Here is a 20,716-nt window from a genome sequence, read left to right on the forward strand (position 1 = left end):
ATGACACATAACCAGCAAGGCCAGCAGGCACTGAACGTGGGGCGCGACCCCAGGATGCTGCCGGAATACGAGGCGCTGCGCGCCGAGATCAACAAGCTCAGCCACGCCTCGCGCCCCGAGGTGGACTGGCTTCGGATCCATCAGCTCGCGAGCCAGATCTTCGAGAAGCACGGGGTGGATCTGCAGACCGCCATCTACTTCACCCTGGCGCGCTCGCGCCTGCAGGGGCTGAACGGTTTTACCGAGGGGTGCGAGTTTCTGGCCAACCTCATCGTGACCCAGTGGGACAGTTTCTGGCCGCCGGTGCAGCAGGAGCGGGCCCGCATCGAGATGCTGGACTGGTTCATCGCCCGCATCAGCGACGTCATTCGCCAGTACCAGATAAGCCACGAGGACAAGCGGCTGGTCTATCGCTGTGAGCGTGCGTTGCAACTCATCAGCGAGAAGTTGCACAACGCCGGTCTCAGCCGTATTCCCCGGGTCGAGAACCTGGTGCACTTCATCGAGGGCTACACCCATCTGTTCGATGAGGCGGAGATCGTCATCGTCTCCGACGAGCCCGGCCTCAAGGATGAGCTGCAGATCCCCCCCATGGTCTATTTCAAGGGGGACATGGATCAGGGCAGTACCTCATCCTCCGCCCAGACGAGCCCCCATCTGCCCCAGGGCAGCATCTTGGTGGGGCGGGAGAAGGGTCAGGTCAAGCCCACCGTGCTCAAGATAGAGCAGCACCGCAAACAGCGCCCCGCCTGGTTCTGGTTTGGCTGCGGCCTGCTCAGCTGCGCCCTGCCGGTGATGGCCTGGTTTGGCTGGCAGCATCAGCAGGAGGCGAAAGTATTGGCCGCCCAGCGCCTGCAACAGCCGGCCGCCGAGCTGCCGCGGGTGCTCAGCTATGACGACATCCGTCAGGCGCGCATCGTATTGGGTGAGCAGGCTCTGCAGGGGATGGAGAGCGAGCTGGTGGCCCGCTACCAGTCCCAGCTCGCCCGCCTCGAGCAGGCATCACCGCTTGATGGCTATCGCTATGGAGAGGGACTGCGCAGCTCGCTCTTGATGCTCTACCCCGACTCCCTGGCGGTGAAGGCGCTGGACAAGCAGTGGCAGAACGCCCTTGCCGGTCAGCAGGGGGATCCCATCAGCGTGCCGACCTATCTGGATGCCCGCGCCGGGGTGGATGCCCTGCTCGATCAGCTGCTGGAGCTGGAGCGCCAGCGCAAGACGGTGACCATCTCCTACCTCAAGTCCCAGCTCTACGAGGTGCAGAAGAACCTGATGCAGAACATCCCGTTTAGCCTGCGCCTCAACGAACTGGAGGCGCGCAAGGCAGCCCAGGAGCCCATCACGGCGGCGGATCTCAAGGGGCTAGAAAATGACCTCAAGGCGCTCAATGTCCGCCTCTATCAGCTGCAACAGAGCAATTAAGGCGTTTAATCTTCCGGCTCGCGCAACAAGTTGCGCAAATGGCAGATAGATCAGCTGACTACTACAGGGTTTTTATAGTGTTTGTGCTGTTGCGGGCAAGTTGTTGCAGTCTGATCTGCCAAATCTCGAAAGCCAGTCAATAACATTATGATTTAAAAGATGTTTATTAAATTATGACGTTGGCATGGAGGCTGCTGAGTAGCCTCTCCAGCTGTTCCTTGGCCGAGGCTCACTTTGGTGGGTCTGGGCCATGGCAGGGGCTGCACCAAGGCAACCCCTTCGCCCACACGGAGAATTCAGATGTGCCCCACGATTGCATTGCTCGGTGACATAGGCACCGATCACGACGGCTTCCATCCCTCCCCGGTGATCGCCGCCAGCCCCAATGTCTTCCTCGATGGCAAGCCGGTGGCCCGCCAAGGGGATCCCCTGGCTCCCCATGTCAAACCGAGCAATCCCCCCCATCCCCGCAGCATCTCGGGGGGGGTCGGCTCAGTACTGGTGAACGGCAAGCCCATCGCCGTCACCGGCACCGCCATCGGTTGCGGTGGCGTGGTAATAGGTTCGGGCAGCGGGCAGGCAGGATAAGGAGCCGACCATGGCAGACAGCACAGGATTACAATTTACCGTCAAGGTGGGATCGCTGCCCGATGAGACCTTCGTGGTGGCCGAATTTGCGCTGGAAGAGGCGTTGAACGCACCCTTCCAGCTTAGACTCGACTTGGCCAGTCCCCAGCCGGACGTGGACTTCGGCGCCGTGCTGGATCAGCCCTGCGAGCTCTTGGTGTGGTACAACGGCGAGCTGCAGCGCCGGGTGTGCGGTGTGGTGAGCGACTTTGCCCAAGGGGACAGCGGTTTTCGCCGCACCCGCTATCAGCTACTGGTGCAGCCGGCCCTGTGGCGGCTCTCCCTTCGTCAGAATTCGCGCATCTTCCAGTCCCAGAAGCCGGACGAAATCCTCAGCATCCTCTTGCAAGAGCACGGCATCACGGACTACGCCTTCGCGCTGAAAAACGAGCACGTCCAGCGGGAATACTGCGTCCAGTACCGAGAGACAGACCTCGACTTTGTGAACCGGCTCGCCGCAGAAGAGGGGCTCTTCTACTTCCACGAATTTGAAACCGGCAAGCACCGTATCGTCTTTGCCGACGATGCGGCCGCGCTGACCGCGGGCCCCGAGCTGTTCTTCAACCTGGGTAACCGCTCCTTGGAGCAGGGCCCCTATGTGCGCCAGTTCCATTACCGGGAGGCGGTACGGACGTCGGATGTGGAGCTTAAAGACTACAGCTTCAAGACCCCGGCCTATGGCCTCTCCCACAAGCAGCGCGGCGCCGAACTCTCCCATCAGCGCGATACCTACCAGCACTTCGACTCCCCGGGCCGCTACAAGCTGGACCCGAGCGGTAAGGCCTTCGCCCAGTATCGGCTCGATGCCCTGCGCAACGATGCGGTGGAAGGCAGTGGCAAATCCAACTGCGCAGCCCTGCTGCCGGGTCAGACGTTTTCCCTCACCGAACACCCGAACGGCAGTCTCAACGCCGACTGGCAAATCGTGCGCATCAGCCACACCGGCCAGCAGCCCCAGGCGCTGGAGGAAGAAGGGGGGAGCGGCCCCACCGTCTACCACAACGAATTCGGGGTGGTGAAGGGGAGTACCACCTGGCGGGCCCGCATCGGCAGCCCACAGGCGCCCCACAAGCCCATGGTGGACGGTCCGCAGATCGCCACCGTGGTGGGGCCGGAAGGGGAAGAGATCTACTGCGACGAGCATGGCCGGGTAAAGCTGCAGTTCCCCTGGGACCGCTACGGTTCGAGTAACGATCAGAGCTCCTGCTGGGTGCGGGTGAGCCAGGGCTGGGCCGGCGGCCAGTACGGCATGATGGCCATTCCGCGCATCGGCCACGAGGTGATAGTGAGTTTCCTCGAAGGGGATCCGGATCAGCCGATTATCACGGGCCGTACCTATCACGCCACCAACCGTCCTCCTTACGAGTTGCCGGTCAACAAGACCCGCACCGTGCTGCGCACCGAGACCCATCAGGGGGAGGGCTTCAACGAGCTGAGGTTCGAAGACCAGGCGGGCAAGGAGGAGATCTACATCCACGGTCAGAAAGATCTGAACCTGCTTATCGAGAACGACGCGGCTTGGCACATCAAGCACGACGAGCACAGGGAGATCGACAATGAGCGGGTGACCCGGATCAAGGCCAATGATCACCTCACGGTAAACGGCGAGAAGCGGGACCACATCAAGGGCGATCTGTCGCTGACGGTGGATGCATCCATGCATCAGAAGCTGGGTCAGTCTCTCTTGGTGCAGGTCGGGCAGGAGCTACATATCAAGGTGGGGGACAAGCTGGTGCTGGAGGCGGGAGCCGAGATCACCCTCAATGGGGGAGGCAGCTTCGTGAAAGTGGATCCGAGCGGCATCAAGTTGGTGGGCCCAGCCATCAAGCTCAACGCCGGCGGTAGCGCAGGCTCCGGCTCCGGCTGGGCAGGCAAGGCTCCCGTGGTACCCAAGGCCGTGGAAGTGGTGAAAGCCCCCGACGCGGTGGAGCTGCTCAAGGCCGTCCCCACCGAGAAGACAATGGAGGCGCTGCTCAAGGAGCAGGAACCTGTAGAGAAGACGCCCAAGGCCTTCTACCTCTTTTCTGAATAAGGACGCAGCATGAAGTTTGCATTTCCCATCCTCACCGCGGCAGGGGAAGAGTTTAAAGACGTCAAGGCATTGACTGCGTTGATCAACGGTGAGAAGTCCGGCCATTATCTGCTCGGCAATCACAACAAGTGGCACGGCGGCATTCATATCAGCGATCAGAGTGCCCCCTGGTGCAAGGATAAATACCCCGTCAGAGCCATCGCCGATGGCAAGGTAGTGGCATTTAGGATGATGGAGGATTACCTGACCTCCGAATTCCAGGGGGAATCCCTACGCTATTCCAACTGCTTCTGCCTGGTGCAGCACGAATATTGTAAAATCAATGCAGAGACCAAGGCGAAAAACGAATTCACCTTCTATTCGCTCTATATGCATCTGCTGCCCTGGAGTCAATATCAGACCGCCGAGAAGCTGGTACTGAAAAAGGGCTGGAATGCACGCAATTCCGTTCCTCACGCCAATCCCGATGCCGAGCAGCAACGTGCCGATGCGGCCTTGCCTCGTTTCGCGCTGCCCAAGGATACCGAACTGGAGATGGACAGCAGTGCACCATCCCAAAAGGGGAGTGTAGGGGGCAAGGAGTATGACTTCATCAGGGTCATCATCAAGAGCAAGCTTTCCAGTGCCCAGATGAGCGAGGCCGAGAAGGCGGGGGTATTGGTCAGTGAAGGGAGCTCAGTCTGGATAGCCAATAGCCCGGATGCCGTCGGTGTTATCAAGCCCAATGTGCCAACCTGGCTATTCGATCAAATAGAAGCTGAACTGCTGACAAATATGGTGGGCCGTGCGGATCCTATTCCTAATGGGCCTACAGGTCGCCTGATGGCGGGAGACAAAAGTGTTTCTCTGCCTGTCGGTACCAAGTTGCAGTATGATGCGCACCAACTCGAATTCCATTGGACTGGTGACAAGGCGCGCAAGATGGCCAGATGCAAATATGTGACGCCGAATATTGAAGGGTCGCTAGGTAGCTGTGGTGTCGCCTGGGTGTGCGTCGAAGATGAATTTATCAAGGTGAGTGCACGGGCGCCGTCCCATCTCGGTGAGCTCTATGTGTTGCCATCCCCCGTCGCCATCGCCGCAGGCGAGACAATAGGATACCTAGGCCTGGTGGAAACGCCGGGCTCCCTCATGGGGGGGAAAGAGAGCAAGCATCAGGTACATCTCGAACTCTTCACTCAGGATCCTCGTCTCGACGATGTGCTGGCCAACAAGGCGGGCACCAAGGGGGGGGCCACCTATGCCAAGGTGTCGGCGGATCTCGTCTTGCATGAGAAGAAAAAGCAGGACGGTAAAGATCAGTGGGTGGCGACCGGTGGAAAGAGTCAGGAGGAACTGGTTGAATCTCCCAAAATAGAGAAAGATGTGGCAAATAAGGAGTGGGTTGGTACCTCATCGGGTAAATATGTCAAGAAAGAGCAAGTGGAGCTGCTGAGTCAGCACGACTGGCTGAAGATCGGTTTTAAAAAGGTCGATGGCTCAGGTTCTGACGGTTATCTGGATCCCGAGGCGCCGCCGACATTCTTCACCGATCTGGTCAACAGCTTCGATACCGACAAGAGCGGTGAGCTTGACAGTAAAGAGATCCAGGCTGCCTTGCAAAATAGCGGCAATAGAGAGCAACTGAACAAGCTTATCGTCAAGCATCCCAGCGAGTGGTATGAGAAGTCTTCCGCCAGCAGTTATCTATGGCTGGAGAAGCTGATGGCTAAAATTGGCCTACCCGATTTTGACAAACTGGTGGATCACGAAAAACAGCGCATCGATAAGCTGGAGTGGATGCAGAGTGCTGCCAAATTAAGACTTGATAAGGAAGTTTGGCATATTTATCCGTTATCAATATTACAAAAAAACGTTCACTCTCTATCTATTACTTATGAACAACTGCGTTCTATATTCCCTGAGGCTAGCAAGACGAATTTAGATATCGTTTTGGATGAAGTAAATAGTAACCTCGAGCGGTTTAAGTTAAATACTAGAACTAGACAAAGACATTTCTTTTCTCAGATTAGAGGTGAAGTTGGTGTGACAATGGAGGGGAGAACAGAAAGTTGGGAATACTCTCCTGCTGTTCTGAGGTCATTTAGTAGTTACTATAGAGCTAACCCACAAGAATCAGAAGTTGATGGATATAAAAAAGACTCAAAAGGTAAGATCATTCGTAGGGCTGATCAGCAGGCGATAGGAAGAAAACACTTCCAGAAACTGAATGGAAATCGATCATCCAATCCTAGTGATGGATTCAATTTTAGAGGTAGAGGATTAATACAAATTACTGGTTACGAAAAGTATAATGGCTTTAAGTCTGAATATTCATCTTATTGGTCAGGAGACGTCCCTGATGCAGTAGAGCAGCCTAATGTTATAAATGTAATGCCGACAGCAATTAGAAGTGCACTGTGGTTTTGGTTTAAATACAAGGTTTATTTAAGTGATAATAACAACGGATTTAGTGATGTGCCAAGTGTTACAAGACGGGTAAATGGAGGCAGTGTAGGCCTTGATGAGCGGAAAGAAGCGTATAAAATCATAGAGACTATTTTAAAATGAACTATCTGTCAATATTAATTATTACAATTGCCACTTCATATGTCATCAGTGCAAATGGTAGCGAAATTAACTTATGCACATCTGGTGAGATAGAGATTGCTGCATGTAAGATAGATGAGCCAAAACAGAGGTTGATATCATTCTGTTTAGACAAAAAAACAGATGTGATAAATTACCGATTTGGTAGAAAAAATGCTACTGAATTGGCAGTTGAATTTACTAATAGAAATCAACTTCAGAGGTGGACTGATGCAGGAACCTATACTGTCTATCTTGGGTTTAAACGTGGTGAATATTCATACTCATTTGGTATTCCACAAGAAACAATAAATGCTAAAGCATTTTTGTCTGTTAAGCGAAATGGGGAGCGCCTTGGGCATGACAAATTATGCGTAGATAATTCTTTTGGGGATAAAAATATATCTAGCAATTCTATAGTTGAAATTGGCGATGAGGATGTTAGAAACAGTAATTTCGATTTTCCTAATTAAATGAACTTCGCCACATGACTCTAATTTAGAGTCATGTGATTAAAAAGTTGTCTTGTTATTTTAAAATAGCTGTTAACTACCCAATATTTTTAAATTAATGGTTATCTGCTCATGATTTCACTATCGATAAAAGTTATTTTTAAATTGTATTAAACTTCATTTGTACGATAGTGGGTTTCTTTAGGTTAGATTGTTTTTGTTATTAACTCTCATTGGTGTTCGCACTAACTTTTAATGCTTCTTAAATATAACTGCTATGATAAGTTAGTATAAGATGGGGGAGGTGTAATGAGATATGATTTTTATATGTTTACATTGCTTTTATTAACTTCTACATCGTCATATGGAAACGAAGTAGTATACTTTTTTTGTGAGACTGATAAAGGTGACGTTAAATTATTCGTTGATGGAAATAGATTGAGTTATGAATTCTCGAATGGTGATAAGACTGAGCTTTCTTATCACTCATTGGGAGATGGGTTTAGTGGATTTAGTCATAATTATTACTATAGATACCAGGCTGAATATGGAAAGGTTTCTTTCAGCAAAGGGAAATACAAGTATTCGGTTTTTAGTAACTACGAAGGAAATGAAGAAATGTCAGGTGTAATAGTAACTATATCCGAAAAAGAATATAACATCCCTTGCAGAAAAATAATTACAAACAAACTTGTGGATCTTATCCCCTTGCTACAATGTGATAAAGAAGATGCATTGGGATGCTATCCTGAAAGATAATATCTTTAATGTTGTTTCTGGTACAGATTAATGAATATTTTTTCAAGAAGGTTGTACATCGCTTTTTATAGTGTCATTCCTATGTACACATATGCCTATAGCACCTGCAATGATAATATATCGTATTATATTACCACTAAGATTTCAGATAATGAACCAAGTAGCACCTTATCGATAATGCATAGCGGAAGAGGGCGGACGTTCACAGCTCCATTTCCTTCTGGAAATAGCTCATGTAAGAAAGTGAATGATGATGGGCTTATAAGAATAACTGTATCTGCTGATAGACCAATACTGAGTGCTGTATATTATTTTGATGTTTCTAGGGATTTTAATTATATAGGTAGTGCATCTATCTCAACGAGTTCAGGTGAGGAGCGAGTAAGTGGTATTGGTGAAATAAATAAAAGCAATGAGATTTCTGCCGTTGATTTGGATGGAATAGCAAGCGAGGATGCAGCCATCATAAGCAAAATTATCAATGCTCCTTATAGTCTTGCGAGTAATGATAAAGTGTCAGATTTATACCGTGACATGAGATACATCGAGATAAATGCATTGTCAGAGCGTACTGGAAATAAAATTTGTGACAGTGATGAGAGCGTATTTTATTACTGTAAGACAAAAACTGGGAAGAATCTGAACTTATGTTATTCTCCTTTCTCTGGAGATATAACATATAATTATGGCAAGCAGGGAAAGGAGCTATCCCTTAATGATTTCTCATTGATGGGTGAGACATTTAGCTTTAAGAATAAAAACACTATGTACAATGTGTCACCGGATAAAGGCGAGATATCGGTGATCCAGAATGGCAAGCAATTATCTGTCATCTCATGTACATGAAGCATTTCTTGTTTATACAGATTATATTATCTTTCGACACCGGCTTAAGGCCGGTGTTTTTATATCCAGGATCGCGTAGTTACGGCTCCCAAGTTCGTTCTCTTTCATCTAAGCATCGAGCTCAGTTGTTTTCTTTTTTACCGGGAATTTTGCCAGCCAAGCTCCGTTTGAGATCTATTTATGGTGCGGCAGCAGCAAGTTGGGTGTAGGCAGCTGTGGCAGGTCCTGATGATTAGCAATCCAGGTTTGATTAATTAATCAGTCCTGTACTGCTTTTTTCAAGCCTTCTTTGCGGGCCCCACTTAGCAAAATTGCGAGCCCAATCTCGATAACGTCCAATATCAGCCACGGGAGAATGATTCTGTGACAACGCTTTCATTTTGAGCGATGGATCCTTCGAATAACTCGAAGTTTAAATGTTTTTAATTCCAAGCGATCAATTAATAACCCCTAATGGGTATTGGTTAGTTGAGAATGATTTTCGATAAACCATTGCCGTATATGGATTTTTTATTTTTCGTGATGAGTTTTCTAGTCGGCTAATGTCCCCTGACTTGATGGAGATCAACATCAGGGTGGGGGAGGAGGCATAGCATTTCCGCAATTAAGCATTTGTCAAATAATGCTCACTGACGGGAATAAGACGAATGGTCGCGGATAATTTTTTATCGGCTCATGGAATTAATCGCCGTGATTTTATGAAATTGTGCGCCGGGATGGCCGCAACCCTGGGGTTAAGCCAGAATGCAGTGGCCAAGATGGCCACTGCACTCACCAGCCCGCAGCGGCCGCCGGTGATCTGGATAGGGGCGCAGGAGTGTACCGGTTGTACCGAGTCGCTGCTGCGCGCCACCCACCCCACCATAGAGAACCTGATCCTCAACACCATTTCGCTGGAGTATCACGAGGTACTCTCGGCGGCCTTTGGCCATCAGGCGGAAGAGAACAAGCACAACGCCATGGAGCGCTATAAAGGCAAGTATGTGCTGGTGGTGGATGGCTCCATCCCCCTCAAGGATGGGGGCGTCTACTGCATGGTGGCGGGGGAGCCCATCGTCGACCATATTCGCCGCGCCGCCAGCGATGCGGCCGCCGTCATCGCCATCGGATCCTGCTCCGCCTGGGGCGGGGTGCCCGCCAGCGGTGGCAACCCCACCGGCGCCGTCAGCCTGGAAGAGGCCCTCGGCAACCTCGGCACGCCGATTATCAATATCCCGGGCTGTCCGCCCAACCCCCACAACTTCCTCACCACGGTCGCCTACTACATCACCTACGGCAAGCTGCCGGCGCTCGATGCCAAGAAGCGGCCGCTGTTTGCCTATGAGCGGCTCATCCACGAAAACTGCGAGCGCCGCCCGCACTTCGACGCTGGCCGTTTCGCCAAGGAGTTTGGTGACGAGGGCCACCGTCAGGGCTGGTGTCTCTATCACCTAGGCTGCAAGGGGCCGGAGACCTACGGCAACTGCTCGACCCTGGAGTTCTGCGATATCGGCGGTGGCATCTGGCCCGTGGGCATAGGTCACCCCTGCTATGGCTGCAACGAACAGGGGGTCGGTTTCAGCAAGGGGATCTTCCAGCTCGCCAAGGTGGAAAATCCCACCCCGCGGGTAGAGAAACCCGATGTGGCCATCCAGGAGGGGGGGCACATGTCCCCCACGGCCACCGGCCTCATCGGCGGTGCCCTCGGGGTGCTGGTGGGGGTGAGCCTGATGACGGTGCGCGAGCTCGGTCGCCAGCAGAAGCGCCACGAAGCCGAGCAGCACACCTCACGGGGGGAATGACCGTGAACAGACGCAACTTCCTCAAATTTGCCTCCGTGGGTGCCATGGCTGCGGGGGCGGCCATGCCCGGCAGCGCCATGGCGGCGGCCAAGAACAAGCCGCCCATCCCTGGGGCGCTCGGCATGCTCTACGACTCCACCCTCTGCGTCGGCTGCCAGGCCTGTGTGGCGGAGTGTCAGCGCCTCAACGGCAATCCGGCCAATCCGGCCGGCGCCCGGATCTGGTCCAACAACGACAAGCTGACCCCCTACACCAACAATATCATCCAGGTGTGGCGAAGCGGCAGCGGCGAACACAAGGACCAGCTGGTGGATGGCTACGCCTACATCAAGAAGCAGTGCATGCACTGCGTGGATCCCAACTGCGTCTCCGTCTGCCCGGTGCAGGCCCTGCGCAAGGATCCCAAGACCGGCATAGTCCACTACAACCCGGACGTCTGCACCGGTTGCCGTTACTGCATGGTGGGTTGCCCGTTCGACGTGCCGAAATACGAGTACGACAACCCGCTGGGTGCCATCCACAAGTGCGAGCTGTGCAACCAGAAGGGGCTTGAACGCATCGATCAGGGCAAGCTGCCCGGCTGTGTCGAGGTGTGCCCCACAGGTGCCGTCATCTTCGGCACCCGTGAGGATCTGATGGCCGAGGCCAAACGCCGCCTGCTGGCGACCCCGGGCAGCGAATACGCCTACCCGCGCCAGACCCTCACCGCCAACGATCCCTACCTGCATGAAGTGCCCAACTACCAGCCTTACGTCTATGGCGAGAAGGAGGGGGGCGGCACTCAGGTGCTGGTGCTGGCCGGTGTGCCTTACACCAAGCTGGACATGCCTGACTTGCCCGAGCTCTCCTCCGGCGCTCGCTCGGAACATATCCAGCACACCCTCTACAAGGGGATGGTGCTGCCCATGGTGGTGCTGACCGGTCTGTCCGTGCTGATTCGCCGCAATGCCAAGCGCCACGATCGGGGGGATGAGCACGACCAGGGCAAGCCGCAGGATCAGGGCAAACAGACGGGAGGCAAGGATCATGAGTGAACACAAGGCCCGTCCGCTGGGCGGCAAGCTGGTCAGTTGGCCCGTGCTGGTGCTGGCCCCCTTCGCAGTGCTGTGCGGCATGTTAATTCTCAAGCGCCTCATCTTCGGGCTGGGGTCGGTCACGGACTTGAACGGGGGCTACCCCTGGGGGCTCTGGATCTCCTTTGATCTCTTGATCGGTACCGGTTTCGCCTGCGGTGGCTGGGCCCTGGCCTGGGCCGTCTACGTCTTCAACCGGGGCGAATATCACCCCCTGGTACGACCGGCGCTACTGGCCAGCCTGTTCGGCTATTCGCTGGGCGGCCTCTCCATCACCATAGATGTGGGGCGCTACTGGAACCTGCCTTACTTCTACCTGCCGGGTCACTTCAACACCTCATCCGTGCTGTTCGAGACGGCGGTCTGCATGACCATCTACATCGGGGTCATGGTGCTGGAGTTCGCCCCCGTGCTGCTGGAGAAATTCGGCTGGAAGACCACCATGGCGCGACTCAACAAGATCATGTTCTTCATCCTGGCCCTCGGCGCCCTGTTGCCCACCATGCACCAGTCCTCCATGGGATCCCTGATGATAGTGGCGGGAGAGAAGATCCATCCGCTCTGGCAGAGCTACGAGCTGCTGCCAGTCTTCTCCCTGCTGACCGCCTTCATCATGGGCTTCTCCATCGTCGTGTTTGAAGGGTCGCTCGTGCAGGCAGGGCTCGCGGGGCGCGGCCCCAACGAGAAGCCGCTGTTCTACAAGTTGACCCAGGTGATCGACATCTTCCTGATCCTGTTCGTGGCCCTGCGCTTCGCGGAGATCGTCATCAACGACAAGTCGGAATACCTGTCGGACTTCAACCGCTACGCCATCATGTTCTGGAGCGAGATAGCGCTGATGATATTCCCGCTGCTGGTGTTCCACTGGGACAAGAGCCGCCGGGATTCCCGCATGTTGTTCCTGGGGGCCCTCAGCATGCTGCTGGGCGCCGCCCTCTGGCGACTGGATTACTCCCTGCTCGCCTTCAACCCCGGCAATGGCTACCACTACTTCCCCAGTACCGAAGAGGTGCTCATCTCCCTTGGCTTCGTCGCCATCGAGGTCTGCGCCTATCTGCTGCTGATCCGGCTGCTGCCGGTGTTGCCATCGCTTGAACGTGTTCACCAAGATTATCAGGCCCGAGGGAAAGCCAACGTATGAGCCAACGTATCACCATAGACCCCATCACCCGCATCGAGGGGCACCTGCGTATCGATTGTGAGATCGAAGGCGGCGTCGTCACCAAGGCCTGGTCGTCCGGCACCATGTGGCGCGGCATGGAGGAGATCGTCAAGGGCAACGATCCGCGCGACGCCTGGATGATAGTGCAGCGCATCTGCGGGGTCTGTACCTCCATCCATGCCATCGCCTCGGTGCGGGCGGTGGAGAACGCCATCGGCGCCAAGGTGCCGGTCAATGCGCAATACATCCGCAACCTCATCGTCGCGGCCCACAACATCCACGATCACATAGTCCACTTCTACCAGCTCTCGGCGCTGGACTGGGTGGACATCACGGCGGCCCTCGAGGCCAACCCCCAGAAGGCGGCGGACATGCTCAAGGGGGTATCGACCTGGTCCCTCAACAGCGCCGCCGAGCTCACCAAGGTGCAGGAGAAGATCCGCGCCCTGGTAGCGAGCGGCCAGCTCGGCATCTTCGCCAACGGCTACTGGGGCCACAAGGCCATGAAGCTGAGCCCGGAGGTGAATCTCATCGCCGTGGCCCACTACCTGCAGGCCCTGGAGTGCCAGCGGGATGCCAACCGCATCGTCGCCATCCTGGGGGGCAAGTCGCCGCACATCCAGAACCTGGCTGTGGGCGGGGTGGCGAACCCCATCAACCTGGACGCCCCGAGCGTGCTGAACCTGGAGCGCCTGCTCTACGTGAAGAGCTTCATCGACCGGCTCGGCGAGTTCATCGAGCAGGTCTACAAGGTGGATGCCGCCATCATCGCCGCCCACTATCCCGAGTGGCTGAGCCTGGGGCAGGGGGCCAAGCACTACCTCTGCGCCCCCGAGCTCCCCACCGACGGGGAGGGCGGCAGCTTCCTGCTGCCGGGGGGCTATATCGAGAACGGGGATCTGGCGAATTATCGCCCCATCGACAGCCATCAGGATGCCTGGCTGATGGACGGTATCGTCGAGAGCAACAAGCACGCCTGGTACAAGGACGATGAGCCCCTCAAGCCCTGGGAAGGCAAGACAGAGCCGGATTACACCGGCTGGCAGGATGACGGCAAGTATTCCTGGGTCAAATCTCCCACCTTCTACGGCAAGGTGGTGGAAGTAGGGCCGCTCGCGGACCTGCTGGTGAAGCTCGCGGCCAAGCACCCGGGCACGGTGGCGCATTTCGATCAGCTCAATGGCATCTATCAGGCCCTGACCGGTTCTGCCATCAAGACGAAGCAGCTGCACTCCACCCTGGGGCGCATCATAGGTCGCTCGGTGCGCTGCTGCGTGCTCAAAGATACGCTTTCCCACCAGTGGCAGGCGCTCATCGACAACATCGGCAAGGGGGACACGACCGCCTACATCAAGGCCGAGATCCCGGCTGACAAGGAGTTTCGCGGGGTGGGCTTCGAAGAGGCGCCGCGGGGCATGCTCTCCCACTGGGTGGTTATCAAGGGGGGCAAGATTGAGAACTACCAGGCGGTGGTGCCGTCGACCTGGAACTCGGGTCCGCGCAACTTCAACGACGAGCCCGGCCCCTACGAGCAGTCTCTGGTGGGCACCCCGGTGGCCGACCCGGCCAAGCCGCTGGAAGTGGTACGCACTATTCACTCGTTCGACCCCTGCATGTCCTGCGCGGTCCACGTGGTGGATACCCAAAGCGGTGACGTGACTCGGGTTAAGGTGCTGTGATGAACACCCTGATCCTGGGCGTGGGCAATCTCTTGCTGAGCGACGAGGCGGTAGGGGTGCGCATCGTCGAGGCGCTGGAGCGGGAATACCGCTTCGCCCCCGGCATCGAGCTGCTGGACGGCGGCACCGCCGGCATGGAGCTGCTCGAAGCGATGGCGAGCCGCGACCACATCATAGTGGCGGATGCGGTGCTGAGTTCCAATCCGCCCGGCACCGTCGTGACCCTGCAGGACGAGGAGATCCCGGCGCTGTTTGGCCGCAAGATCTCCCCCCATCAGCTGGGGCTGGCGGACGTGCTCTCGGCCCTGCAACTGACCGGGGAGTCCCCAAGACGGCTCACCCTGGTCGGGGTCGAGCCCCTGTCCCTCGAGCCCCGCATCGGCCTCACCCCTGTGGTGGCCGCAGGGATGATAGAGGCCAAGGCGCGGATCCTGGCCTTGTTGGCCGAGCTCGGCTGTCCGGCCATTCCCCTCACCGAAACGGAGCGGGAGGCTGCATGGCGCAATCCTATCTGACCGACGTGCAAGAAGCGGTGGAGGAGTGCGTCGGCTTTGCCGTCGATCCCGCGCCAATCCTGATGGCCCAATATGAGCGCATCGCCCGGGAGGAGATGCAGGCACTGCCCTTCTACCACCCGGCCATGCCCATCCTGGCGGAGTGCGCCCTCTATGAGGGGCAGTGGCTCGGGGTGGTGCTCACCCCCTGGATGCTGAGCGTGGTGGTGCTGCCGGGGCCGGATCAGTGCTGGCCCGTGCGCCCACTGGCGTCCCGCATTGCCCTGCAACTGCCCTGTGGCAACCTGACCTTTATGGTGGGGGAACTGCCCGAGCTGGGACAACTGCTCGCCTGCTCCCTGATGTCCCCCCTGGACCCGCACCTAGGTGCGAAGGAAGGGGCGGCCCTGGTGGGCAGCGTGCACAAGATGCTGCTCTCCCTGCCCGTGCAGCAGGACGGGGCCGGGGCCGTGGATCTGGGGCGCAGACGACTGCTGGGGGCCCGGCAGGGCTAGCCCGCCGGTACCGTCATATCAGGAATGGGGCCTATCGGCCCCTTGTTTGGTTTAATCAGGCGGCGTTTCTTGCCAAGGGGTGAGAGACGCAAAAGGATAGGCAAGATGATGATCCGACCCCTGGGGACTGCCGTGTGGCTGGCCCTGTCGCTGGGCGCTGGCGTGCAGAGCGCCTCGGCCCAGCCCGTCCCCACCGAGCTCAAGCTCGCCATCGGAGCCGAACCCACCGAAGGGTTTGACCCCCTGCTCGGCTGGAGCCATGGCAGTTACCTGCTGCTGCACAGCCCGCTGCTCAAGCAGATTGCTGGCGAGGGTGCCGATCTCAGCTGGCAGAACCTGCTGGCCGAGTCCGTGGTGCCGAGCAAGGATGGCAAGGGCTGGCTCATCACCCTCAAGCCAGACCTGAAGTTCTCCAACGGCGCGCCGCTCACCGCAGAAGACGTGGCCTTCACCTACAACCGCGCGGCCAAGGAGGGGGGCAAGATCGACATGGGCAACTTTGTCTCTGCCAAGGTGGTCTCGCCCACTAAGGTGGCCATCACCTTAAGCGCCCCCCAGAGCACCTTCGTCAATGTGCTGGGCTCCTTGGGGATAGTCTCGGCGCGGGATTACGATCCCAAGCGCTATGCCCAGCAGCCCATAGGCGCCGGTCCCTATCGACTGGTGAGCTACCTGCCGGGGCAACAGCTGGTGGTGGAGGCCAACCCCTATTACGCCGGTGGCAGCAACGACTTCAAGCGGCTGGTGTTCGTCTTTATCGACGAGGAGAGCGCCTATGCCGCCGCCCAAAGCGGCCAGCTCGACGTGGTGCGCATTCCTCCCTCCCTGGCGCCTACCGTGCCTGCGTCGGTGAAACTCTGGGTACGCCCGAGCGTGGAGAACCGGGGCATCGTTTTCCCGATCCCCACGGCAGGCAAAGATGATGCGAAGGGCAACCCCATCGGCAACGACGTCACCTCGGATGTGGCGGTGCGCCGGGCCGTCAACTACGCCATCGACCGCAAGCTGTTGGCGGATCAACTGCTCGAAGGCCATGCCATCCCCGCCTACAGCGCGGTGCAGGGGCTGCCGTGGCAGGGCGAGGATATCGCCTTCAAGGACGGGGATCTGGCCCATGCCAATGCCTTGCTCGATGAGGCGGGCTGGAAGAGGGGCAGCGACGGGGTGCGCCACAAGGGCGATCTGCGCGCCGCCTTCACCCTCTGGTACACCAGCGGGGACAGCACCCGGCGGGATCTGGCCGAAGCGGTGCGCGCCATGCTCAAACCCCTTGGCCTGGACGTGAGCCTCAAATCCGGCAGTTGGGAGCATGTGGAGCGGGCCATGCATGCCAACCCTGTGATGATGGGGTGGGGGAGTCTGGATCCCATGGAGCTCTATCACCACTACCAGAGCGGCGCCGCCGGGGTGGAGTTCTACAACCCGGGTTACTACCGCAATGCCGCCGTGGATGCCCACCTCAAGCAGGCGCTGGATGCCCCGAACTGGCAAGCGGCCGTGCCCTTCTGGCAACAGGTGGAGTGGGACGGCAAAACCGGGGCCGGGGTACAGGGGGATGCCGCCTGGGCCTGGCTGCTCAATGTGCAGCACACCTATCTAGCCAATGCCTGCGTCGATCTTGGCAAGGGGGCGCCCGAGATCCACGGTAGCTGGTCCCTGCTGAACAACCTGCAGGAATGGCGGTGGACGTGCCGTTAAGCACCAACCGCTGGATGCTTGCCAAGAGGACGGGCAAGACCCTGCTGCGACTGGCCGGGCTGCTGGTACTGGTGTCGCTCGCCACCTTCGTGCTGCTGAGTCACTCCCCCATAGATCCCATCAAGGCCTATATCGGCAACGATCTGCTGCACGTGCCCCCCGCGCAGTACGCCAGGATTGCCGCCCGCTGGGGGCTGGATCAGCCCCTGTGGCTGCGTTACTGGCACTGGTTCGGGCGGGTGCTGCAGGGGGATCTCGGCTACTCCATGCTCTACAACGCCCCCGTAGCCCAGGTGATAGGGCAGCGCTTTGCGGCCTCCTTTGCGCTGCTGGCGGGGGCCTGGCTGCTCTCCGGCATCCTAGGTGTCTTGCTGGGGCTCTGCGCCGGCCGCTATCTCAACCGCTGGCCGGACCGGCTCATCTGCCGCCTCGCGTACCTGCTCGCCTCCCTGCCCACCTTCTGGGTAGGCCTCTTGTTGCTGGCCCTGTTTGCGGTGCACTGGCCCTTGTTGCCGGTCTGTTGCGCCTGGGAGCCGGGCCTGGGAGCCGACCAGGTGGACTGGGCCATGCGGGCGCGCCATCTGCTGCTGCCGGTCACAACCCTGGCCCTGCTGGGGCTTGGCAACATAGCCCTGCACACCCGGGCGCGGGTGGCCGAGGTGCTGGCAAGCGATTTTATTCGCTACGCCCGCGCCCAGGGCGACGGCGGCTGGCCCATGTTGCGCTTTCACGTGCTGCGCCACGCCCTGACCCCGGCCCTCTGTCTGCAGTTTGCCTCCCTTGGCGAGTTGATCGGCGGGTCGCTTCTGGCGGAGAAGGTGTTCTCCTACCCGGGACTCGGTCAGGCGACCGTGGATGCGGGGCTGCGCGGAGACATCCCCCTGCTGATGGGAATCGTGCTGTTTTGCACCCTGTTGGTGTTTCTTGGCAACACGGTGGCGCGTCTGCTGCTCGCTCGCATCAACCGAGGCTGGGGAGAGCACCATGTTGTTTAATCCGCTGCCCTCCCTGCTGCGCCTTGCCTTCGCCCTGAGTTGCCTGCTGCTCCTTGCCGGTTATGGCTGGCACCTGGCGGGGCAGGAGGTGCCCATGGACTTGCTGGCTCGCCAGCAGGGGCCGTCGATGGCCCACTGGTTTGGTACCGATCAGATGGGGCGGGATCTCTGGCAACGCGCCTTCCAGGGCACTCTCACCAGTCTGGAGCTCGGCATCAGCACGGCCCTGTGCAGCGGCCTGCTGGCCATGCTGGCCGCCAGCCTCTGTCTGGTGCATCCCAGATGTGATGCCGCCGTGCGTCTGGTCATCGACGCCATGCTGGCGCTGCCCCACATGCTGCTGCTGATCCTCATCTGCTTCACCGTGGGCGGGGGCCTGCACGGGGTGATCCTGGCGGTGGCGCTCACCCACTGGCCGAAACTCGCGCTGATCCTGCGCGCCGAGGCCAGACGCATCGCCAGCAGCGACTACGTGGTGCTGGCCCGCTGTCAGGGGATGGGGGGGCTAGGGCGCTGGCGCATCCATCTGCTGCCCGGGCTCTTGCCCCAGTGGTTTATCGGCACGCTCTTGATGTTTCCCCATGCGGTGCTGCACAGCGCCGCGTTAAGTTTTCTGGGCTTTGGCCTCGCGGCCCACGAAGCGTCGCTGGGACTCTTGCTGGCCGATGCCCTGCGCTATCTGGCGGGGGGCGGCTGGTGGCTGGCCCTCTTCCCCGGTCTGATGCTGCTGTTGCTGGTATTGCTGTTTGATCAGGCCGCCCGCGCCCTGCAACGGCTCTGGTTTGGGGGTGAACCATGCTGATATTTGAAACCGCCACCTGGCGTCAGCACAGTCTGGCTGGCGCTCTTCCTCAGTTTCATGATGTTGGCGCTGGTGCTGTTGTTCGATCAGGTTACTCGCGCGCCCTGCAACAGCTCTGGTTTGGGGGTGAACCATGTTGATATTTGAAACCGCCACCTGGCGTCAGCACAGTCTGGCTGGCGCTCTTCCTCAGTTTCATGATGTTGTCGCTGGTGCTGCTGTTCGATCAGGTTACTCGCGCGCCCTGCAACGGCTCTGGTTTGGAGGGGCGCCATGCTGATCTTCGATAAGGTCACCATAGAGGCCGCCCGCTACAACTGGCTGGGCCGCCGTCGCTGGCAGCCCCTGCTTCGCGACATAGATCTGCAACTGGCCCCCGGCGAGATAGTGGCGCTGGTGGGAGGGAGCGGCGAGGGCAAGAGCCTGCTGCTGCAAAGCGCCCTTAGCCTGTTGCCAGACAACCTGCGCATGGGCGGCACCATCAGCCTCGACGGCGCGCCGCTTTGTGACGAGGGGCGGGCCCGGCTGCGTGGCCATACCCTCTGCCATGTACCGCAAGGGGTGAGCGCCCTCAACCCCTTGTTGACGGTGGAGCGTCAGCTCGGCCGCGCCGCCCGGCTCTGCGGCCAGAGCGGCTCCCGCGAGCAGCTCAGCCGGCAATTGCTGAGATACCAGCTGCCGGTGCAGACTCTCACTCACTACCCGCGCCAGCTCTCCGGCGGCATGGCGAAACGCATCCTGGCCTGCGCCGCGGCGCTCAGCGGGGCGCGCTTCATCCTGGCGGACGAGATCACCGCCTGGCTCGATGAAGGCCTGGCCTGCGAGTTGTTGGCCCAGCTGCGGGAATTGGCGAGCGAGGGCAGCGGCATCCTCTGGGTCACCCATGATCTCGCGCTGGCGGCCCGCTTTGCCGATCGCATCGTCGCGCTCCATCAGGGGCAGGTGAGCGACAGTCTGAGCTGCCAGCAGCTGAGGGCGGGGCAGGGCAGCGAGACCCTGAGAGCCCACTGGCAAGCCCTGCCGGAGTTTCATTCGTTATTTGCCAACCCGGAGATGTGCTGATGTTCGAGGTTCAGGATCTGGCTATCCATCAGGGGGCGCAGCCCCTCTGGCAGGGGTTGAACCTGAAGATCAAGGCGGGTGAGCGGCTCGGCCTCTCGGCGCCGAGCGGTTATGGCAAGACAACTCTGGGGTGGGTGCTGGCAGGCTGGCGGCCATTGCCTGATGGCGGCAAGGTGCTGCTGGATGATAAGCCTCTGCCAACCTCTGGCTACAACCCGGTGCAGCTGATCCCCCAGCACCCTGAGCTCTGCTTCAACCCACGCCGCAGCACCGGTCAGGCGCTCTGGGATGTCTGGCGCCCGGACGAGGCCATGCTGGCACGCTTTCTGGTGAACCCGGAATGGCTCAGCCGCAAGCCGGGCCAGCTCTCCGGCGGCGAACTGGCCCGCATCGCTCTGCTGCGGGCGCTGGATCCCAGAACCCGGCTCCTTATTGCCGACGAAGTGACCGCCCAGCTCGATCCCCGCATCCAGCGCCAGCTCTGGCAAGAGCTGATGGTGGAGTGCGAGCACCGGGGTCTCGGCATGCTGGTATTCAGCCACCAGCAGGCGCTGCTGCATCAGGTGTGTCACCACGTGATCCATTTCGGTGAGAGGGGAGAGAATATGCCTGACATGCTGTCAAACGATGCTGCTTGAGCATTTCATGCTGTTGTAGTTAAAAAAGAGAGGGAGGCTAGTGCCTCCCTCTCTTGTTATCCAGCCCAGTGGAGGGCTATCTCTAGCGCAGCCTGCCGGGATCTTGGTGCG

At 58.2% G+C, this 20,716-nt stretch carries 18 protein-coding genes; all 18 read left to right on the forward strand.

The features are described 5' to 3' along the window. The 18 genes from ACT5M9_RS20940 (at position 1) to ACT5M9_RS21025 (ending at position 20,605) form a co-directional block, all read left to right on the forward strand. Positions 1-1,422 (forward strand): VasL domain-containing protein, encoded by a 1,422-nt coding sequence (locus ACT5M9_RS20940; protein WP_457979167.1) that lies wholly within the window; start codon positions 1-3, stop codon positions 1,420-1,422. A gap of 300 nt (positions 1,423-1,722) precedes the next feature. Next, the gene (locus tag ACT5M9_RS20945; RefSeq protein WP_042642424.1) at positions 1,723-2,010 is read left to right on the forward strand and encodes a type VI secretion system PAAR protein; all 288 of its coding nucleotides are present in this window, start codon (positions 1,723-1,725) and stop codon (positions 2,008-2,010) included. Positions 2,011-2,020: 10 nt separating this feature from the next. Next, positions 2,021-4,081, forward strand: a complete 2,061-nt coding sequence (locus ACT5M9_RS20950) for a type VI secretion system Vgr family protein (protein WP_457979165.1) — start codon at positions 2,021-2,023, stop codon at positions 4,079-4,081. Between the two features lie 9 nt (positions 4,082-4,090). Then, positions 4,091-6,631, forward strand: a complete 2,541-nt coding sequence (locus ACT5M9_RS20955; protein WP_457979163.1) for a hypothetical protein — start codon at positions 4,091-4,093, stop codon at positions 6,629-6,631. Further along, the gene (locus tag ACT5M9_RS20960; RefSeq protein ID WP_457979162.1) at positions 6,628-7,122 is read left to right on the forward strand and encodes a hypothetical protein; all 495 of its coding nucleotides are present in this window, start codon (positions 6,628-6,630) and stop codon (positions 7,120-7,122) included. The genes ACT5M9_RS20955 and ACT5M9_RS20960 overlap by 4 nt, the downstream gene beginning before the upstream one ends. A gap of 288 nt (positions 7,123-7,410) precedes the next feature. Further along, positions 7,411-7,860 carry a hypothetical protein gene (locus ACT5M9_RS20965; protein ID WP_457979160.1) on the forward strand — a complete coding sequence of 150 codons (450 nt, stop codon included), beginning with the start codon at positions 7,411-7,413 and terminating at the stop codon, positions 7,858-7,860. A 30-nt stretch (positions 7,861-7,890) separates the two neighbouring features. Next, positions 7,891-8,706 carry a hypothetical protein gene (locus tag ACT5M9_RS20970; RefSeq protein ID WP_457979158.1) on the forward strand — a complete coding sequence of 272 codons (816 nt, stop codon included), beginning with the start codon at positions 7,891-7,893 and terminating at the stop codon, positions 8,704-8,706. Between the two features lie 647 nt (positions 8,707-9,353). Then, complete coding sequence (gene hybO / locus ACT5M9_RS20975) at positions 9,354-10,487, forward strand: hydrogenase 2 small subunit (protein WP_457979156.1); 1,134 nt, start codon at positions 9,354-9,356, stop codon at positions 10,485-10,487. After that, a complete protein-coding gene (gene hybA / locus ACT5M9_RS20980) occupies positions 10,484-11,521 on the forward strand; it encodes a hydrogenase 2 operon protein HybA (RefSeq protein ID WP_457979155.1) in 1,038 nt (345 codons plus the stop codon). Before hybO ends, hybA begins: the two co-directional genes overlap by 4 nt. Next, positions 11,514-12,701, forward strand: a complete 1,188-nt coding sequence (hybB, locus tag ACT5M9_RS20985) for a Ni/Fe-hydrogenase cytochrome b subunit (RefSeq protein WP_438549578.1) — start codon at positions 11,514-11,516, stop codon at positions 12,699-12,701. Before hybA ends, hybB begins: the two co-directional genes overlap by 8 nt. Then, complete coding sequence (hybC, locus tag ACT5M9_RS20990) at positions 12,698-14,401, forward strand: hydrogenase 2 large subunit (protein ID WP_457979152.1); 1,704 nt, start codon at positions 12,698-12,700, stop codon at positions 14,399-14,401. The genes hybB and hybC overlap by 4 nt, the downstream gene beginning before the upstream one ends. Next, a complete protein-coding gene (locus tag ACT5M9_RS20995; protein ID WP_457979151.1) occupies positions 14,401-14,916 on the forward strand; it encodes a HyaD/HybD family hydrogenase maturation endopeptidase in 516 nt (171 codons plus the stop codon). The genes hybC and ACT5M9_RS20995 overlap by 1 nt, the downstream gene beginning before the upstream one ends. Next, positions 14,898-15,410: a hydrogenase-2 assembly chaperone gene (hybE, locus tag ACT5M9_RS21000; protein WP_457979150.1), complete on the forward strand. Its 513-nt coding sequence runs from the start codon at positions 14,898-14,900 to the stop codon at positions 15,408-15,410. Before ACT5M9_RS20995 ends, hybE begins: the two co-directional genes overlap by 19 nt. Before the next feature lie 105 nt (positions 15,411-15,515). After that, entirely contained in the window at positions 15,516-17,108 is a 1,593-nt protein-coding gene (locus tag ACT5M9_RS21005; protein ID WP_457979148.1) for an ABC transporter substrate-binding protein, read from the forward strand. Further along, positions 17,093-18,103, forward strand: a complete 1,011-nt coding sequence (locus ACT5M9_RS21010; protein WP_457979146.1) for an ABC transporter permease — start codon at positions 17,093-17,095, stop codon at positions 18,101-18,103. Before ACT5M9_RS21005 ends, ACT5M9_RS21010 begins: the two co-directional genes overlap by 16 nt. After that, positions 18,093-18,905: an ABC transporter permease gene (locus ACT5M9_RS21015; protein ID WP_457979145.1), complete on the forward strand. Its 813-nt coding sequence runs from the start codon at positions 18,093-18,095 to the stop codon at positions 18,903-18,905. Before ACT5M9_RS21010 ends, ACT5M9_RS21015 begins: the two co-directional genes overlap by 11 nt. A gap of 273 nt (positions 18,906-19,178) precedes the next feature. Next, positions 19,179-19,967: an ATP-binding cassette domain-containing protein gene (locus tag ACT5M9_RS21020; protein WP_457979144.1), complete on the forward strand. Its 789-nt coding sequence runs from the start codon at positions 19,179-19,181 to the stop codon at positions 19,965-19,967. Further along, on the forward strand, positions 19,967-20,605 hold the full coding sequence (locus tag ACT5M9_RS21025; protein ID WP_457979142.1) for an ATP-binding cassette domain-containing protein: 639 nt from the start codon (positions 19,967-19,969) through the stop codon (positions 20,603-20,605). Before ACT5M9_RS21020 ends, ACT5M9_RS21025 begins: the two co-directional genes overlap by 1 nt. The last annotated feature ends 111 nt before the right edge of the window (positions 20,606-20,716 follow it).

The sequence above is a fragment of the Aeromonas sp. AE23HZ002T15 genome, from assembly GCF_054165525.2.

Coding starts and splice junctions, on each gene's coding strand:
- ACT5M9_RS20940 (WP_457979167.1), top strand. CDS start 1: ATGACACATAACCAGCAAGGCCAGCAGGCACTGAACGTGGGGCGCGAC.
- ACT5M9_RS20945 (WP_042642424.1), top strand. CDS start 1,723: ATGTGCCCCACGATTGCATTGCTCGGTGACATAGGCACCGATCACGAC.
- ACT5M9_RS20950 (WP_457979165.1), top strand. CDS start 2,021: ATGGCAGACAGCACAGGATTACAATTTACCGTCAAGGTGGGATCGCTG.
- ACT5M9_RS20955 (WP_457979163.1), top strand. CDS start 4,091: ATGAAGTTTGCATTTCCCATCCTCACCGCGGCAGGGGAAGAGTTTAAA.
- ACT5M9_RS20960 (WP_457979162.1), top strand. CDS start 6,628: ATGAACTATCTGTCAATATTAATTATTACAATTGCCACTTCATATGTC.
- ACT5M9_RS20965 (WP_457979160.1), top strand. CDS start 7,411: ATGAGATATGATTTTTATATGTTTACATTGCTTTTATTAACTTCTACA.
- ACT5M9_RS20970 (WP_457979158.1), top strand. CDS start 7,891: ATGAATATTTTTTCAAGAAGGTTGTACATCGCTTTTTATAGTGTCATT.
- hybO (WP_457979156.1), top strand. CDS start 9,354: ATGGTCGCGGATAATTTTTTATCGGCTCATGGAATTAATCGCCGTGAT.
- hybA (WP_457979155.1), top strand. CDS start 10,484: ATGACCGTGAACAGACGCAACTTCCTCAAATTTGCCTCCGTGGGTGCC.
- hybB (WP_438549578.1), top strand. CDS start 11,514: ATGAGTGAACACAAGGCCCGTCCGCTGGGCGGCAAGCTGGTCAGTTGG.
- hybC (WP_457979152.1), top strand. CDS start 12,698: ATGAGCCAACGTATCACCATAGACCCCATCACCCGCATCGAGGGGCAC.
- ACT5M9_RS20995 (WP_457979151.1), top strand. CDS start 14,401: ATGAACACCCTGATCCTGGGCGTGGGCAATCTCTTGCTGAGCGACGAG.
- hybE (WP_457979150.1), top strand. CDS start 14,898: ATGGCGCAATCCTATCTGACCGACGTGCAAGAAGCGGTGGAGGAGTGC.
- ACT5M9_RS21005 (WP_457979148.1), top strand. CDS start 15,516: ATGATGATCCGACCCCTGGGGACTGCCGTGTGGCTGGCCCTGTCGCTG.
- ACT5M9_RS21015 (WP_457979145.1), top strand. CDS start 18,093: ATGTTGTTTAATCCGCTGCCCTCCCTGCTGCGCCTTGCCTTCGCCCTG.
- ACT5M9_RS21020 (WP_457979144.1), top strand. CDS start 19,179: ATGCTGATCTTCGATAAGGTCACCATAGAGGCCGCCCGCTACAACTGG.
- ACT5M9_RS21025 (WP_457979142.1), top strand. CDS start 19,967: ATGTTCGAGGTTCAGGATCTGGCTATCCATCAGGGGGCGCAGCCCCTC.